Annotated in this window: 14 protein-coding genes; 10 read left to right on the forward strand and 4 right to left on the reverse strand. The window is 60.9% G+C overall.

Annotated elements, in window-relative coordinates; translation table 11 throughout:
• The first annotated feature begins 94 nt into the window (after positions 1-94).
• From dnaJ to HMPREF3148_RS12015, 3 genes are all read left to right on the forward strand, one after another.
• The gene (gene dnaJ, locus HMPREF3148_RS12005; protein WP_049151382.1) at positions 95-1,324 is read left to right on the forward strand and encodes a molecular chaperone DnaJ; all 1,230 of its coding nucleotides are present in this window, start codon (positions 95-97) and stop codon (positions 1,322-1,324) included.
• A gap of 11 nt (positions 1,325-1,335) precedes the next feature.
• Entirely contained in the window at positions 1,336-1,761 is a 426-nt protein-coding gene (locus HMPREF3148_RS12010) for a heat shock protein transcriptional repressor HspR (RefSeq protein WP_005529730.1), read from the forward strand.
• A gap of 241 nt (positions 1,762-2,002) precedes the next feature.
• Complete coding sequence (locus HMPREF3148_RS12015) at positions 2,003-3,523, forward strand: acetaldehyde dehydrogenase ExaC (protein WP_005529733.1); 1,521 nt, start codon at positions 2,003-2,005, stop codon at positions 3,521-3,523.
• Positions 3,524-3,553: 30 nt separating this feature from the next.
• Here HMPREF3148_RS12015 and HMPREF3148_RS12020 read toward each other — a convergent pair whose 3' ends face one another.
• Positions 3,554-4,714 (reverse strand): alpha/beta hydrolase, encoded by a 1,161-nt coding sequence (locus HMPREF3148_RS12020; protein ID WP_049151384.1) that lies wholly within the window; start codon positions 4,712-4,714, stop codon positions 3,554-3,556.
• Positions 4,711-4,971, reverse strand: a complete 261-nt coding sequence (locus tag HMPREF3148_RS12025; RefSeq protein WP_049151385.1) for a hypothetical protein — start codon at positions 4,969-4,971, stop codon at positions 4,711-4,713. Before HMPREF3148_RS12025 ends, HMPREF3148_RS12020 begins: the two co-directional genes overlap by 4 nt.
• A 103-nt stretch (positions 4,972-5,074) precedes the next feature.
• Between HMPREF3148_RS12025 and HMPREF3148_RS12030 the strand changes: the two genes are divergently transcribed.
• Complete coding sequence (locus tag HMPREF3148_RS12030) at positions 5,075-5,884, forward strand: carbon-nitrogen hydrolase family protein (protein ID WP_049151386.1); 810 nt, start codon at positions 5,075-5,077, stop codon at positions 5,882-5,884.
• A gap of 15 nt (positions 5,885-5,899) precedes the next feature.
• Here the strand turns inward: HMPREF3148_RS12030 and HMPREF3148_RS12035 are convergent, their stop codons facing one another.
• Positions 5,900-7,147 (reverse strand): FAD-binding oxidoreductase, encoded by a 1,248-nt coding sequence (locus tag HMPREF3148_RS12035; protein WP_049151387.1) that lies wholly within the window; start codon positions 7,145-7,147, stop codon positions 5,900-5,902.
• 11 nt (positions 7,148-7,158) lie between these two features.
• Positions 7,159-8,208, reverse strand: coding sequence for an LLM class flavin-dependent oxidoreductase (locus HMPREF3148_RS12040; RefSeq protein ID WP_049147148.1), 1,050 nt, complete (start codon positions 8,206-8,208; stop codon positions 7,159-7,161).
• Between the two features lie 213 nt (positions 8,209-8,421).
• Between HMPREF3148_RS12040 and HMPREF3148_RS12045 the strand changes: the two genes are divergently transcribed.
• The 6 genes from HMPREF3148_RS12045 (at position 8,422) to HMPREF3148_RS12070 (ending at position 15,825) form a co-directional block, all read left to right on the forward strand.
• Positions 8,422-9,240: an ATP-binding cassette domain-containing protein gene (locus HMPREF3148_RS12045; RefSeq protein WP_049151388.1), complete on the forward strand. Its 819-nt coding sequence runs from the start codon at positions 8,422-8,424 to the stop codon at positions 9,238-9,240.
• The gene (locus tag HMPREF3148_RS12050) at positions 9,237-9,881 is read left to right on the forward strand and encodes an ABC transporter permease (protein WP_049151390.1); all 645 of its coding nucleotides are present in this window, start codon (positions 9,237-9,239) and stop codon (positions 9,879-9,881) included. The genes HMPREF3148_RS12045 and HMPREF3148_RS12050 overlap by 4 nt, the downstream gene beginning before the upstream one ends.
• Entirely contained in the window at positions 9,878-10,555 is a 678-nt protein-coding gene (locus HMPREF3148_RS12055; protein WP_005529747.1) for an ABC transporter permease, read from the forward strand. The genes HMPREF3148_RS12050 and HMPREF3148_RS12055 overlap by 4 nt, the downstream gene beginning before the upstream one ends.
• 169 nt (positions 10,556-10,724) lie before the next feature.
• Entirely contained in the window at positions 10,725-11,702 is a 978-nt protein-coding gene (locus HMPREF3148_RS12060; RefSeq protein ID WP_080969937.1) for a glycine betaine ABC transporter substrate-binding protein, read from the forward strand.
• A gap of 537 nt (positions 11,703-12,239) precedes the next feature.
• Positions 12,240-14,798 carry an ATP-dependent chaperone ClpB gene (gene clpB / locus HMPREF3148_RS12065; protein WP_049063798.1) on the forward strand — a complete coding sequence of 853 codons (2,559 nt, stop codon included), beginning with the start codon at positions 12,240-12,242 and terminating at the stop codon, positions 14,796-14,798.
• 178 nt (positions 14,799-14,976) lie between these two features.
• A complete protein-coding gene (locus HMPREF3148_RS12070; RefSeq protein WP_049151391.1) occupies positions 14,977-15,825 on the forward strand; it encodes a sulfurtransferase in 849 nt (282 codons plus the stop codon).
• Positions 15,826-15,878: the final 53 nt, after the last annotated feature.

Here is a 15,878-nt window from a genome sequence, read left to right on the forward strand (position 1 = left end):
AGAACACTTAAATAGAATTAGAACAACTTTTTTAGAAGCTCTAGCCCCCTAAAATCCACCGCAGTGGTGGTTTCAAGAAAGGAGGGGATGCCCAGTGAGCGCTAAACCCGAATGGGCAGACAAAGATTACTATGCGGATCTGGGGGTCTCCTCTTCCGCGTCAGCAGAAGAGATCAAGCGCAGCTACCGCAAGCTAGCGCGTGAGAATCACCCGGACACTAACCCCGATAACCCCGCGGCAGCAGAGAAATTTAAGCGTGTTGCCGAAGCCTATGACGTGCTTTCCGACGCCACGACGCGCAAGGAATACGACCAGTTTAAGGCCATGGTCCGCAGCGGCGGTGGGTTTGGACGGATGGGAGGCGCCGGCTTTCCCGGCGGGTTTCGATCTTCGCACATGGGTCAAGGAGCGGCGGAAGAATTCGACCTCTCCGACATCTTCGGAGGACGATCGACTGGAGGAGCGTCTCAAGGCGGCGGTTTTGGGGATATCTTCGGTGGCGTTTTCAACCGCGGCGGTAGTGCTGGCCACACAGCTCGGCCGTCGCGGGGGGCCGACGTCGAAACGGAAATAACCCTCGAGTTCCGCGAGGCCGCAAAGGGCACCACGATTCCTCTGCAACTCACGGGTGAAGCTCCGTGCACCACCTGTCACGGTTCCGGTTCTAAGTCCGGTAAGACCTCACAGTGCAAGAACTGCAAGGGCACCGGATTTTCCTCCGAAAACCGCGGGGCCTTCGCCTTCTCCGCGCCATGCACGGAGTGTGGCGGCACGGGCCAGAAGATCGAGGACCCCTGCACTGACTGCAACGGCTCTGGTACGGTCCATCGAACCCGTTCGATTACCGTCCGCATCCCTGCTGGCGTCATTGATGGCCAGAAGGTCCGCTTGGCGGGCCAGGGTGAGGCTGGCCCCAACGGCACACCGGCCGGCGACCTCTTCGTCGCCGTCAAGGTAAAGCCGGACAAGGTCTTCACACGGGAGGGCGACGACCTGCACGTCACCGTGCCGGTATCCTTCGCCGAACTGGCGTTGGGCGACACCATTACTGTGCCGACCCTCGATTCCCCGGTCCGTGTCAAGGTTCCCGCGGGCACCTCAGACAGACGGACGTTGCGCGTGCGCAACCGCGGCGTCGCCAAGCGTGGCGGCAAGTCCGGTGACCTTCTAGTTACGGTCCAAGTGACCGTGCCAACGAATCTCGATGGCGCAGCAACCAGCGCTTTGCGCACTTACGCGCAGGCTGAACGGGACTCGGGCTTCGATCCGCGCGCTGGCTGGGAGGGCAACGTCTCCCACGGTAGTGCCGCGGGCAGCGCTTAAAGGAGGCAACGATGAGCAAGGAAAACCAGGCAGGCACCAAGGCGGTCTACGTGATTTCCGTTGCCGCCGAGCTCTCCGGTATGCATGCACAAACCCTGCGCACCTATGACCGCATCGGGCTCGTTTCGCCCGCTCGTACCCAGGGCGGCGGACGCCGTTACTCTGACCGGGACATCGAGTTGCTGCGCAAGATTCAGGTCCTCTCGCATGACGAAGGCGTGAACTTGGCAGGTATCAAGTCGATTATCGAGCTCACCGAGGAGCGCGACCAGCTAGAGGCCGAGCGCGATTCTTTGCTCGCCGAGGTGCAACAACTGCGCGAGCAGGCAGGCATGCGCCAACCGCGCGGCGAACTCGTGCACGTTCCGCGGTCCACCTCAGTTGTGATGTGGACGCCGCGGCGAAACCGTCGCCGAAGCGAAGCAGGAAACGATTAGAACTACCCCCGCTATCTGGATTGGATATAAATCCGGTTACCGGGGTTTTTCTGTATTCAGTAGAACCAGGATGGCAGCTCATTAACCCCGTTGTGAAGATTTGAGGCAAGAAAACAACAACATTTTGCAAAGCTTGTTATGATGGCAGCCAGAAATTGTGGGATGTCACACATTCTCCAACAGGGGTGACGTCACGCAGTTACACACAGCAACCCAACCTGTTGAAAAGAAAGGCTTCACCATGACCCACTACGCAAATCCCGGTACCGAAGGCGCTATCGTCAACTTCCGCGAGCGTTATGACAACTACATTGGCGGCGAATGGGTACCTCCGGTCGACGGCGAGTACATGGACAACATCACGCCGGTCACTGGTGAGGTCTTTTGCCAGGTAGCCCGCGGTAAGGAAGCCGACATCAACCTGGCTATCGACGCTGCGGAGAAGGCCTTCGAAACCTTCGGCAAGACCACTCCGGCTGAGCGCGCGCTGCTCCTGCACCGTATTGCGGATCGCATCGAGGAAAACCTCGAGAAGATCGCCGTGGCCGAGACCTGGGAGAACGGCAAGGCGGTGCGCGAGACCCTCGCGGCGGACATCCCACTCGCCGTCGATCACTTCCGCTACTTCGCTGGCGCCATTCGTGCGCAGGAAGGCCGCCTTTCGCAGATCGACCAAGACACCGTGGCTTATCACTTCCACGAGCCGCTTGGCGTCGTGGGGCAGATCATTCCGTGGAACTTCCCGCTGCTCATGGCCGCTTGGAAGATCGCGCCTGCCCTGGCCGCCGGCAATACCATCGTCATGAAGCCAGCCGAGCAGACCCCGGCGTCCATTCTTCTGCTCATCGATATCATCGGTGACCTTCTCCCCAAGGGCGTGCTCAACATTGTCAACGGCATTGGTGAGGAGGCCGGAACGGCCCTGTCCGGCTCCGATCGCATCGCCAAGATTGCGTTCACCGGCTCCACCCCAGTGGGCAAGATCATCAACAAGGCCGCAGCTGACAAGGTCATCCCCGTCACCCTCGAGCTGGGCGGCAAGTCCCCGTCCATCTTCTTCGCGGACATCATGGACAAGGATGACGCCTACCTCGAGAAGTGCGTCGAAGGCTTCGTGATGTTTGCGCTCAACCAGGGCGAGGTGTGTACCTGCCCGTCGCGTGCGCTCATCCACGAAGACATCGCGGACAAGTTCCTCGAGCTGGCTGTCGAGCGCGTCAAGAAGATCAAGATCGGGCACCCGCTCGACACCGAGACCATGATGGGCGCGCAGGCCTCCCAGGAACAGATGGAAAAGATTTCCGAGTACCTGGAAATCGGCCCGAAGGAGGGCGCGGAGACCCTCGTCGGCGGCAACGTGAACAAGGTCGAAGGCCTCGAGAACGGTTACTACATCGAGCCGACCGTGTTCAAGGGCACCAACGACATGCGCATCTTCCGTGAGGAAATCTTCGGCCCGGTGCTCTCTGTGGCTACGTTCAAGACCTTCGAGGAAGCCATCCAGATTGCAAATGACACAAACTTCGGCCTCGGCGCCGGTGTCTGGTCGCGCCACCAGAACACCTGCTACCGCGCGGGCCGCGAGATTCAGGCGGGCCGCGTGTGGGTCAACCACTACCACGTCTACCCAGCGCACAGCGCATTCGGCGGCTACAAGGAGTCCGGCATCGGCCGTGAGAACCACCTCATGATGCTGGCCCACTACCAGGAGACCAAGAACATGCTGGTGTCCTACTCTGAGGAGCACGCTGGTCTCTTCTAAGTCTCTCGTTTCGAGCAGCTGCTGCTTGGGTTAGCGCCGAGCAATCCTTCCTAGGCCCCGCAAGAATGCGGGGTCTTCGAAGTATGAGCTGTGGTCACCGGGCAGACGGTTAGCCCCTGGCAGGGGTGTGGCGCCGAAGGCCGCGGAGCTCGGGTCCGGGCCGTGGATTCCACCGCCTGGGCCTGTGGTGGTGCCGATGGGATCGTGCGCGTTTGTCGACGCCCATGTGCGCGCTCTTAGCTCGCTAGCTGTTGCGGCATCGGTGCCGGGGCTGCCGACGAAGACCACGTCATCCGCAACGTTGTCGGCGCGCACTGCCTTTCCCGCCACCACAGAACCGTAGGAATAGCCCACGATTATTCGCTGCGCGCTAGGAAAGCGCTGGCCCACGGCGCGCTGGAAGCGCTGTAAATCCTGCGCGCCGCGTGTAGCTGGTGCCTCGTGCAGTGCCCCGCTTAGGTTGCGTGGCGCGGAGTATCCCATCCACGCCACGGCTGGACCGCCGGTCGCGTGCGCGATTGCCCGCGCGCGTTCGATGCCCCGCTGCCAGCCGCCGGGGTCCGAGGAACCAACGCCGCCGATAAACGTGGTGACGCTAGCGGCCGCGGTTCCCACCTTTGTCGGATCGACAAGCACCGCGACTCGGCCGGGACCTGCTTCGAGAATCTTTACGTCGGGATTGTTGGCGGCAAGGGCGGCTGCCTCCGGTGGGGCGGTGCTCAGTTGCATTTGGTGCAGGCTGTCTAAAGGCATCTCGGAGAAGTCTTCGAAGTAGTTGCCGCCCGGGGCGAGCTCCGGGGTGCATAGTGCATCGATTTGGGCGGCGCAGGCCCAGTCGAGGGCGTCAGCAAGAGCGTCAAGTGCATTCAACATTGTGCCCAGCTGATTGGACCACGGCTGGACCTCATCCATTCGGGTAAGCATGCCGATTGCCTGGGCGCGGAGTTCTTCGATGCGAGTAAGTAAGGGTTGGTAGCTCTCCAACACCAGTGCCGCGGCGCGCATGGCCTCGGCAGGAATCATGAGCTGGCCGGTGGTGGCCGAAAGCTGGCTCCGGGCGGCCTCCGCAAAGTCTCCGAAAATTGGCAGGCGTACCCAATTATCGAGCGAACCCTTAATAAATAAGTCGAGCTCAGCGCCTGAGTTGTGGAGGTGTCGTGCGCTCAGTGTGAGGCTTGCTGCACGATTCATTGCAGGCCCCCGTCCAGTGTCTGCGCCAGGTCTATGTCTAAATGCTGGGCATGGCCCAGGAATTGATCGAGGTTGTTAAGGGCGGCGTCGTGAAGCGCGGCGTTCTTGCTCAGCGTTGAATCCCACTTAGCCTGAATGCGGGCCAGCGCCGTTGCGGTGCGCGGGTACTCAGGCGGTGGGGGAGCCGTTGCGACGTGCCGGCGGCCAAGAAGGGAACTGACGGTGGAACGGGCGGAATCTGCGATAAAGAAGTTCATAAACCCAGCCTTGCGGAAGATGTCAAGGATTTTCCATACCCAAATTCTCTGCGAGGGCAGATCTGTGGATAACTCATCGCGACTTGCGCTATTTTGGGTAGTCATGTTGGTAGCTGCAGTGCAAATTCAGACCGGCGGAGACATCGAGGAGAACCTCGAGTTGGCCGTGGAGAAAATCCGTGAGGCCGCGGAAGGCGGCGCGCAGCTCATCGTGCTGCCGGAGGCTACCTCCCAAGCTTTCGGAGCGGGTCGCCTCGACAAGCAGGCACAGGGGCTCGACGGCAACTTCGTGACCACCATTCGTGCGGTGGCGCAGCAGCTCGGTGTCACCGTGGTGCTGGGCATGTTCAGCCCAGCGGACACCGTTGAGCGTGATGGCAAGACCATCAACCGCGTCACCAACACGGCCTTGATCGCTGGCCCCGATATCTTGGGCGGTTACGAGAAGATTCACACCTACGACGCCTTCAATTACAAGGAATCCGACACGGTGCGCCCGGGTGAGGCGCTTGTGGCTTTCGACGTCGCCGGCATCACCGTAGGCGTGGCAATCTGCTACGACATCCGCTTCCCAGAGCAGTTCAAAGAGCTGGCTCGCCAAGGCGCCCAGGTCATCGTGGTGCCTACGAGCTGGGCTGATGGCCCGGGCAAGCTCGACCAGTGGCGCCTGCTCAGTGCGGCGCGCGCGTTGGATTCCACCTCGTACATCGTCGCGGCGGGTCAAGCCCGCCCGGGTGGCAAGGAAAAGGCCGGTGAGGATTCTGGCCCCACCGGCATTGGTCACTCCGTTGTCGTGGCACCTGACGGCACCCGCGTAGTTGAAGCCGGCTACGAACCGGAGATCATCTATGCCGAAATTGATGCCGATCTCGTGGAGGAGACGCGCAAGGCAATCCCTGTGCTCGAGGCTTAAGGCTCGCCCACCACGCTATTGCTTTGTCCACTCGGACTTTTTCCATGCGGCCCATGCGTCCCAGTCCTCCCAGCCGTCGAGATCGGCTGCGGAAGCTGCCCACTCATGTCCGCGCTGCCAGGACGTTTCTTCGATGTGCTCAGCTGGGACCCCGTGGTTGAGCAGCGCTTCGCGGGAAACCTCCACGCGGTCGGCTGGGCCAACCAGGATGAAGCGCTTGCGCTTAGCTGCCGTGCCCTCGTGCAGGAGGACAGCCTCCATAGGGTCTTCGGTGGACTCCACGCTAAAGCCCTCCGCCTGAGGCTGCGCGCCCAGCAACCACGGGTCTTGGGCGCTACGCGCGATGCAGTGCAGCGACAGTCGCGGTGCAAGGGCTTGGACGTTGGCTTGGAAATGCGTGTCGTAGTGCTCGCCCGGGGAGGGCATCACGCTGTAGATGCTGAGTCCTGCGGGAAGGTCATTGGAGTTCAAGCAATCCAGCAGCGCTGCGCGTGCGGCCGCCCAGCCGGTTCCGAAGCTAATCAAGGCGGTACCTGCTTGGCCTGCTTGCGAAGCAGCTTTGGTACGCAGCTCAAGCGGCTCGCCGGCAGGCGCGCCCAAAGTCCACCAGTCCCCAGGTTTGGCCTTGGCCAGCATGGAGGAGGCGTCGCCAGCTAGCGCCACGTGGAAGGTCAGCTGCCCGGTCGCATCGGCGGGGTGGGCTGGAGTGAGCATGCGCCATGTGCCGGGCAGCAGCTGCGAGGTGACGGGAAAGTGCTGGCCGGTTTGGTAGTCAATGGGAGCGCCGGATTCCACCCGGATGATGGCGGTCTTGCGGTTGGGGTGCTCGACCGCCACGACCTGGGCGCTGTGTGCGGGGGCGATGCCGGCGACGTCGTCAGCATGCGCTGCCTCCGCCATGGCTTGGCACACCATGTGGAGGGCGCGAGTGGCCACCTGCTGTTGGTGGCTGGTGAGCGCTAGGGCTTCGAAGCCTTTAATGAGGGAAGCTTCGAACTTGGGATAGATTTCCGGTGGGAAGCCGTGGCGGCGGTGCTCGCGGCCGAGTTGCTTGATGCGCTCGAGGGTTTCCGCAGGCACTGTGCCGTCGTCTTCAGCGGCGTCGAGTACCCAGGCCACGGCCGGGCCGAGCGCTGGGTGCGTATCGCGCATGGACAGGGCGAAAATCTGGCGTGACTCCGCCACGGTGGCGAAGAAGTGCTCGTGCACCGCGTCGCGGTAATCGTCGGCGTGTCTGCGTACGTGTTCGCCCAATTCCTTCATGTCAGTCAATCCTACTTGGGGCGTTGGTCGTTCGGGATCCAACCGAGTTCCGGCGCTACGTGCTTGGCAAAGCTTTCCAGGATGCGCACGTTTACGTCCAAGCCCATGGTGGTGGGCACCGTGATGAGGAGCGTATCGGCGGCCATGATTGCCGGATCAGCCTTGAGCTGTTCAATCAGCTTGTCCGGCTCGGCGGCGTAGGTGCGGCCGAAGGTGGAGGCGCCAACCTCCGGCAGGAAGCCCACCTGGTCGTGCCCGGTGGCCTGCATGCCGAAGCGCTGCATATCTGCGCCATCGACGATGGGGAAGATGGAACGCGAGACAGAAACGCGCGGGGTCCAGTCGTGGCCAGCTTCCTTCCATGCGGCGCGGAAGCGGTTGATCTGGTCCACCTGAATCTCGCCGAGAGTCTCAGCGGAGGTTTCCGAAACGAGGGTGGAGGACATAAGGTTTACGCCATCCTTGGCGGCCTGCTCCGCGGTGTGGTGCGTGCCAGAACCCCAGAAGATGTTCTTGCGCAGCTCAGGGGAGTGTGGGAAGACCGGTAGCTGGGAACCCGGCTGATACATGTTGGGGTACTGGTTCTCCAGTGGGGCGGCGGTGGCCATGCCATAGCCGTCGATGGCGGCCATGAACTTTTCGAAGTTGGCGCGGGCCAAGTCCGCGCCGTTGGGGGCCTCGGAACTGTAGCCGAAGGACTCCCAGCCGCGGTCGGCTACCTCGGGAGCGCCGCGGGAGACACCCAAGGCCACGCGGCCGCGTGCGATTTGGTTCAGGGAGGCTGCTTCCTCTGCCAGGTACAGCGGGTTTTCGTAGCGCATATCGATAACGCCGGTGCCGACCTCGATGTGCTTGGTGGAACCCGCCACTGCGCCCAGGAGCGGCATCGGCGCGGAGGCTTGCGGCACGAAGTGGTGGACGCGGAAGGAGGCGTTGTTGACGCCGATTTCGTCCGCGGCTTGTGCAAGGTCGAGGTGGATCTTGGCCATGTCCTCGGCCGAGGGGCCGCGCTGTCCGCCGAAGGCGTAATGACCAAAGCTTAGAAAGCCGAATGCTTTCATATCTAACTCCCTAATTTTATTGACGTAACAACAAAAAGGTTAACACTTTTAGCTTGAAGCGTCGAGTGTGCGGAGAGCTTACACGGCAGCCCGCGCCGCGAGCCCGGCCTGACCGGCGCCGATGACGGCGAGGTGAAAGTGGGGCTGTGGGATGCCGGCGTTCGAATTTACTCTCGCCACTGTAATACCTAGGAGGGGTAAGCTTGTTGGGCAATGATTGAATTCGACAACGTCTCGGTCCAGTATCCGAGAGCCCCGACCCCCGCGGTGGAGAGCTTTTCCTATGCCCTGCAGCCGCGCAAGACCACCATTCTGGTAGGCCCTTCAGGCTGTGGGAAGACCACCCTTTTAAGGTTGGTTAACCGGATGGTGGAGCCATCCCAAGGTCGAGTGCTTATCGATGGCATTCCTGTGGTCGAACGCGATGCTGTGCATCTGCGCAGGTCAATTGGTTATGTAATGCAGAACTCCGGGCTTCTGCCGCACTTTACGGCGCTAGACAACGTGGCCGCGGTGGCCAGGCTGAGTGGGGCCACTAAAAAGCAAGCGCGGGAACAGGCGGCCCAGTGGCTGGAGCGAGTCCACGTCGCCTCCGAATTCTTCGACCGCTACCCAGGTGAGCTCTCCGGCGGCCAAGCACAACGCGTGGGCGTGGCCCGTGGCCTCGTGGCCAACCCCGACATCGTGCTGATGGACGAGCCTTTCGGCGCTGTTGATCCAGTGGTGCGCCGCGAGTTGCAGCGTGAGGTCCTGCAGCTGCAGGAGGACATCGGCAAGACCATCCTCATGGTCACCCATGACGTTGATGAGGCATTTTTGCTTGGCGACGACGTGGTGCTCCTCGGAGAGCGCGCCCACATCCGTCAGCACGGCAAAGCGGAGCAATTCATTACGAGCCCCGCCAGCACCGAGGTTGAGCACTTCGTGGGGTTGGAAGCTAAGCGCCTCCATGTTGAGACCTGCGACGGGCGCAAGGTGTTGGTGGGCGAAGACGGAACGGTGGCCGGAATATTGGCGGATGGTCCCGCATGAAGTGGGACTGGTTAAGCAGCAACTTTTCGCGCTTGGTGGAGCTGGGCATCGCGCACGCTAACTTGGCGTGGCCGCCTATCCTGCTTGCTTTGCTGGTGGCGCTGCCAATTGGCTGGGTGGCGCACCGCTACCGGCGAATTCGCGAGATTGTCGTGGGCCTGAGCAGCGCGCTCTACATCATTCCTTCGTTGGCGCTGTTCATCTTGCTGCCTTTGGTTATTGGAACTTCGGTGTTGTCGTCACTCAACGTGATCATCGCGATGACACTGTACGGGCTGGCCTTGCAAGTGCGCTCCACGGCGGATTCCTTCGACACCGTCCCAGCGGCGGTGGCTTCTGCGACGACCGCGATGGGATACTCGCCGCTGCAGCGAGTGTTCCAGGTGGAGCTACCCCTTGCAGGACCTGGCATTATCGCCGGCCTGCGCGTGGTCTCTGCCTCGACGATTTCGCTCATCTCAGTGGGTGCACTGGTGGGCGTGCACTCTTTGGGCACGCTTTTTACCGAAGGGTTCCAGCGCAACTTTCCCACGCAGATCATCGCGGGTTTTGTAGGTACCGTGTTGCTCGCTGTGCTCTTTGACCTGCTGCTTGTCCTTATCGGGCGTGTGCTGCTGCCCTGGGCTAGGAAAGCGTCATGAACTTTCTTCTAGAGGCCTTTTCATTCATCGCTGATGGCGCGAATTGGAGCGGTGCAAATGGGTTGGGGCAGCGCCTGTTGGCACACTTGGGCTATACCCTAGCGGCAGTGACAATCGCAGCCGTCGTCGCTTTGCCCTTGGGTGTCCTGATGGGGCACACGCGTCGCGGCGTGAACGGCGTCGTTGCTGTGTCGGGCGCATTGCGCGCGTTGCCTTCTTTGGGTCTGCTGACCTGGCTGACCCTGGAGTTTAGTTTCGGGGTGCGCATTCCCGTAATTCCGGCGATTGTAACGCTCGTCATTTTAGCTATCCCGCCGATGCTGGCGGGTACAGTTACCGGCGTGATGGCCATTCCGCGCGGGGTGGTGGACTCGGCCCGAGCTGCGGGATTTAGCGAATCGGACATTGTGCGGCAGGTGGAGCTGCCGCTTGCCGCGCCTTCCATCGTGGGCGGCATACGCTCTGCGGCGGTCCAGGTGCTGGCCACCGCGACCATCGTGGCTTATATCGGGTTGTCTGGGCTGGGCCGCTACCTCATTGATGGCTTGGCGCTGCGTGACTACCCGCAGATGCTTGTCGGCGCACTCATGGTGGCTCTTTTGGCATTAGCTGTCGACGGTGTCTTGGCGCTGTGCCAGCGATTGCTACGCCCGAATACGGGCATGCGGAACTAAGTCTGTGGCCGGAGGTAGCTACAAGAGTTGGACGCTGAGGAGGCATATAAAGAAGGCATGACGGAATGAATCTGGGTACCGTGGAGTTAGCGCAGTTAAAAACTCAACAGTTTTTGTCGCTACGTCTAGATACAACGCTCCTTACTCCCTAGCCCGGAAGGTATGTCTCATGCGCTCATTTTCACTTCTTCACTCTGGCCTGCAGCGCGGTACCTTGCATCGCGGCGTGGCCGCGGTTTGTGCAGCTGTCACCAGCGCGGCCCTTCTGGCGTCGTGTAGCTCCGCGGATCCTACGGCGGAGCCGGGGGCGTCGGAAAGCGCCGGCGATAGCAAGACCATCGTCATCGGTACCGCAAACTTCCCAGAGTCCGAGATCTTGGGCCAACTGTGGGCCGCGACCTTGGAGGACGCAGGCTTCGATGTCGAAGTGAAGTCCGGGATTGGTTCCCGCGAGATTTATATGAAGGCCCTAGAAGAGGGAACTGTGGACATTGTGCCGGAATACACCGGCAACTTGGCGCAGTTCTACAAGGCGAAACTTCCTAGCGGGGCTGATGAGCAGAAGGTTTATGAGGCACTCGAAGGCGTGCTGCCCGAAGCGCTTGCCGCTGGCGCATTCGCCCCCGCGGAATCGAAAGACGCCTATCATGTGACGCCTGAGGTAGCGAAGAAATACAAGCTAGCTTCCCTCGCTGACCTGAAGAACTTGGACGAGATTAAGCTGGCGGGAAACCCGGAGCTTGCGGAGCGTCCGTACGGCCCACGCGGACTCAGTCAAACCTATGGCGTGGACGAGGACAAGTTCACCATGCACGCAATTTCCGATGGTGGCGGCCCGCTGACTATTGCGGCGCTTTTGGAGGGTGAGGCCAACGTAGCAGATATTTACACCACCTCGCCCATCCTGGATCGTGATGGCAAAGAGGTAAAACTTGTGCGCCTGGAAGATCCCCAGAACCTGGTGGCCCCGCAGAACGTTGTACCTGTCTACCGCAGTGCGGATGTTCCGCAAAAGGCAGTGGAGGCACTCGATAAGTTTGATGGAAACTTAAAGACTGAAGACCTTGTAGCGATGAACTTAAGAAATTCCGGTAATGAGAAGGCGGGGCCGGCTGCTATCGCCCGCGATTTTATTGACGCGTCTTAAAATTTTCCCTTATTTGGAGACGATTTTTCAATTCCTTCCTGACTTCCTGATTACCTGCACCGGCGCAAACTGGAATGCCTACGCGGACTTGACCTCCGGGAGCGCGCTGAACATATTTATGATTCGTTTCCTGAGGATGCTTTCCTAATCTCGCGTACATCGGCAATGCCTGTGGCGTATATCGACATGGCTGTTTCGCGCCCAGTGCTTCTGCCGATACTTGTGTTTAACGTGGGAAAGGGCGGGCAGTGAGCTCGTAGTACGGCGACCTAGCTCTACTCTTGCGGTTTTCTCCCAATTTTCGGGGAAGGCCGCATTTCTTATGCATTGTGGTTGCACAGGGCGGCTCTGCACCCGGCATTCAAAACTTGAGTCTGGTACGCTCAGGCGGGAAAATGGAAAAATTTGAAGTTGAGTGGAACAAACTCAACTTTATGTGCGTTGAGATAAGTAGCAGCGAAGGAAAAGTCCTTCGAGCTGTGGAAACATAACAAATCTAACTTCACAAACTCCGACTTAACTTCCAAGGAGGAAGCCATGAGTGCTTTCAACCCCACCACCAAAACCCAAGAGGCCCTGCAGCAAGCGCTGCAGACCGCCTCGTCCAATGGCAACCCGGACATCCGCCCGGCCCACCTGCTCGCTGCAATCCTTAGCCAAGAAGATGGCATTGCGGCCCCAGTCCTGAAGGCCACTGGCGTGGACCCGGAGACCGTCCTCAAGGAAGCGCGCGGCCTTGTTGATTCCTACCCCAAGGCTGAGGGCTCTGGGATGGCGAATCCCAACTTTAACCGCGACGGGCTCAACGTCCTGACCCGCGCGCAGGAGCTCGCCGGCGAGCTCGGTGATGAGTACGTCTCCACCGAGGTGCTGCTTGCAGCTATCGCAGGGTCCAAGACGGATGCTGCTGAGCTGCTTACCTCACGCGGCGCTACTTTCGACGCCCTCAAGGGCGCTTTCCCCTCCGTGCGCGGTGCGGCCAAGGTGACCTCTGAAAATCCCGAAGAACAGTTCCAGGCACTTGAGAAGTACGCCACCGACCTGACCGCTCGTGCGCGTGAAGGCAAGATCGACCCGGTCATCGGCCGTGACCAGGAAATCCGCCGCGTGGTTCAGGTCTTGAGCCGCCGCACCAAGAACAACCCGGTCCTCATCGGTGAGCCCGGTGTTGGTAAGACCGCCATTGTTGAAGGCCTGGCCCGTCGCATTGTGGCTGGTGACGTACCTGAGTCCCTCAAGGGCAAGACCTTGCTGAGCCTGGATTTGGGCTCGATGGTCGCCGGTGCGAAGTACCGCGGTGAATTCGAGGAGCGCCTCAAGGCTGTCCTCGATGAGATTAAGGCTTCCGACGGCCAGATCATCACCTTCATCGACGAGTTGCACACTATCGTCGGCGCAGGCGCCACGGGTGAAGGCTCGATGGACGCCGGCAACATGATTAAGCCGATGCTGGCTCGTGGTGAGCTGCGCCTCGTGGGCGCAACCACCCTCGACGAGTACCGCAAGTACATCGAGAAGGATGCTGCGCTTGAGCGCCGCTTCCAGCAGGTTTATGCCGCTGAGCCTTCCGTCGAGGACACCGTTGGTATCTTGCGTGGCCTGAAGGAGCGCTACGAGGTGCACCACGGTGTGCGCATCATGGACTCCGCGTTGGTTGCTGCGGCCGAGCTGTCGAACCGCTACATCACCAACCGCTTCCTGCCAGATAAGGCAATCGATCTCGTGGACGAGGCTGGGTCCCGCCTGCGCATGGAAATTGACTCCTCCCCGCAGGAGATCGACGAACTCGAGCGCGTGGTCCGTCGTATGGAAATCGAGGAGCTGGCGCTCAAGAAGGAGACCGATGCTGCCTCCCAGGATCGACTTTCCAAGCTGCAGCAGGAGCTGGCTGACGAGCGCGAGAAGCTCGGTGAGCTTAAGGCTCGCTGGGTCAACGAGAAGAAGGCTATCGATGAGGTCCAGCAAGCGAAGGAAGAGCTCGAGGACCTGAAGCGCCAGGCTGAGATCGCAGAGCGCGACGGTGACTACGAGTTGACTTCCGAGCTGCGTTACGGCCGCATTCCGGAGCTGGAGAAGCAGGTTGCCGACGCTGAGATTCGCGCCAACGCACAGGCCAACACCATGCTGACCGAGGAAGTCACCCCGGACACCATCGCTGAGGTCGTCTCCGCATGGACCGGCATCCCGGCTGGCAAGATGCTGCAGGGCGAGACCCAGAAGCTGCTCAACATGGAGGCCGAGCTGGGCCGCCGCGTGGTGGGTCAGAAAGAAGCGGTCAAGGCCGTCTCCGATGCCGTGCGCCGCGCTCGCGCGGGCGTTGCTGACCCGAACCGCCCGACCGGTTCCTTCCTCTTCTTGGGCCCGACGGGCGTTGGTAAGACAGAGCTGGCCAAGGCTCTGGCTGACTTCCTCTTCGACGATGAATCCGCCATGGTCCGCATCGATATGTCTGAGTACGGCGAGAAGCACTCCGTTGCGCGTCTTGTCGGTGCCCCTCCGGGATACGTTGGCTACGATGCCGGCGGCCAGCTCACGGAGGCCGTGCGTCGCCGCCCGTACACGCTCGTGCTTTTTGACGAAGTGGAAAAGGCGCACCAAGACGTCTTCGACGTTCTGCTGCAGGTCCTCGATGAGGGCCGCCTGACCGACGGGCAGGGCCGCACCGTGGACTTCCGCAATACGGTCATCATCCTGACCTCGAACCTCGGTGCTGGTGGCACCAAGGAGGAGGTCATGGAGGCCGTCAAGCGCAACTTCAAGCCGGAGTTCATCAACCGTCTCGATGATGTGGTGATGTTCGAGTCCCTGTCCTCCGAGCTGCTGGCCGGCATCGTCGACATCCAGCTCGATGCTCTGGCATCGAGGTTGCAAGGCCGTCGCCTCAACCTGCAGGTTTCCGATGCCGCCAAGCTGTGGCTCGCGGAGCGCGGCTACGACCCAGCTTATGGTGCCCGTCCGCTGCGCCGCCTAGTACAGCAGGCCATCGGCGACCAGCTGGCTCGCCAGTTGCTGGCTGGCGACGTCCTCGACGGCGACACCGTCCACGTCGATGTCGCTGAAGGCGGCGAGAGCCTCGAGCTCAAGGCACTCGGCTAAACGAAGTCGCGCGCACAACGCGCCTAAGTAGTAGCTAAACCAGGCACTGGAAGCCGCTGCAGCGGGGAAGACTCCATATAAGGAGCCTTCCCCGTGACGAGGAAATCTCGCGTGGTTGGGAGTTCCCGCATGGGCGGCCCCTCGGCAGGAAACTCCGCGTGCCCTTAGAATCAGGGACATGAGCAATTTGGTTTCTCCGAGCGAACTCCAACAATCCATCTATCGCGGCGACCGCGTCGCAGTTCTGGCATCCCTATGGGCTCCCGGTGAAGGGGAGGCCTACAACCAGTTCACGTCCCTCCACATTCCTACGGCTCAGTTTGCCGAAGCCGCATACTCCTTCGTTGGCCTTCCAGGTTCCAAGGTGGGTCGTAACCCGCTTGTTAACCCGGAGCGTCTTCAGGAAAGCTGCGAGGAATGGGGCCTGCGCCCTGATTGGCAGATCGTGGTCTACGACGAGGGCCGTGGTCTCTTCTCTGCCCGCGCATGGTGGACCCTGCGCTGGGCAGGCTTTAAGAACGTTCGCATGCTCGACGGTGGCCTAGCCAACTGGCGTCGCCAGGGCTTTAATACATTGACCGGCCCGGGCAACCTGGGCCTAGCCACCGAAGTTGAGATCGTCCCAGGCTCGATGCCTACCGCGACTATCGAGGATGTCAAGGCACACGACGGCCTTCTCATCGACTCCCGCACAGCTAACCGCTTCGCTGGCCGCCGCGAGCACCTTGACCTCAAGGCTGGCCACATCCCAGGCGCTGTGAACCTCCCTGAGCGCTTGTTCCACAACCCGGATCGGACCATCAAGAGCGACGAGGAAATCCTCGACATCCTCGATGCTGCCGGAATCACGCAGGACAACGTCCAGGACGCAATCATCTACTCGGGCTCCGGCAACCACTCCGCACTGACAATCGGCATCCTGGAGAACCTCGGTTTCACTGGCCTGCGCCACTTCGTCGGCGGTTGGTCCCAGTGGTCAGCTAATCCGGACAACCCAATCGAGCGCGGCGACCGCACCCACGTCTAAAAGCCAGCGCGCCAGCTCACGCACCCCAAGACTTCCTACTAAAGTCTTGGGGT

Origin of the sequence: Corynebacterium sp. HMSC05D08 (assembly GCF_001807215.1) — a bacterium.
In the GTDB taxonomy this organism is placed as follows: domain Bacteria; phylum Actinomycetota; class Actinomycetes; order Mycobacteriales; family Mycobacteriaceae; genus Corynebacterium; species Corynebacterium striatum.

Excerpts from the sequence above, each read along its gene's own strand:
- clpB (WP_049063798.1), top strand. The coding sequence starts at position 12,240 with ATGAGTGCTTTCAACCCCACCACCAAAACCCAAGAGGCCCTGCAGCAA.
- HMPREF3148_RS12045 (WP_049151388.1), top strand. The coding sequence starts at position 8,422 with ATGATTGAATTCGACAACGTCTCGGTCCAGTATCCGAGAGCCCCGACC.
- HMPREF3148_RS12055 (WP_005529747.1), top strand. The coding sequence starts at position 9,878 with ATGAACTTTCTTCTAGAGGCCTTTTCATTCATCGCTGATGGCGCGAAT.
- HMPREF3148_RS12020 (WP_049151384.1), bottom strand. The coding sequence starts at position 4,714 with ATGAATCGTGCAGCAAGCCTCACACTGAGCGCACGACACCTCCACAAC.
- HMPREF3148_RS12015 (WP_005529733.1), top strand. The coding sequence starts at position 2,003 with ATGACCCACTACGCAAATCCCGGTACCGAAGGCGCTATCGTCAACTTC.
- HMPREF3148_RS12060 (WP_080969937.1), top strand. The coding sequence starts at position 10,725 with ATGCGCTCATTTTCACTTCTTCACTCTGGCCTGCAGCGCGGTACCTTG.
- HMPREF3148_RS12040 (WP_049147148.1), bottom strand. The coding sequence starts at position 8,208 with ATGAAAGCATTCGGCTTTCTAAGCTTTGGTCATTACGCCTTCGGCGGA.
- HMPREF3148_RS12030 (WP_049151386.1), top strand. The coding sequence starts at position 5,075 with ATGTTGGTAGCTGCAGTGCAAATTCAGACCGGCGGAGACATCGAGGAG.
- HMPREF3148_RS12070 (WP_049151391.1), top strand. The coding sequence starts at position 14,977 with ATGAGCAATTTGGTTTCTCCGAGCGAACTCCAACAATCCATCTATCGC.
- HMPREF3148_RS12050 (WP_049151390.1), top strand. The coding sequence starts at position 9,237 with ATGAAGTGGGACTGGTTAAGCAGCAACTTTTCGCGCTTGGTGGAGCTG.
- HMPREF3148_RS12025 (WP_049151385.1), bottom strand. The coding sequence starts at position 4,971 with ATGAACTTCTTTATCGCAGATTCCGCCCGTTCCACCGTCAGTTCCCTT.
- HMPREF3148_RS12035 (WP_049151387.1), bottom strand. The coding sequence starts at position 7,147 with ATGAAGGAATTGGGCGAACACGTACGCAGACACGCCGACGATTACCGC.
- HMPREF3148_RS12010 (WP_005529730.1), top strand. The coding sequence starts at position 1,336 with ATGAGCAAGGAAAACCAGGCAGGCACCAAGGCGGTCTACGTGATTTCC.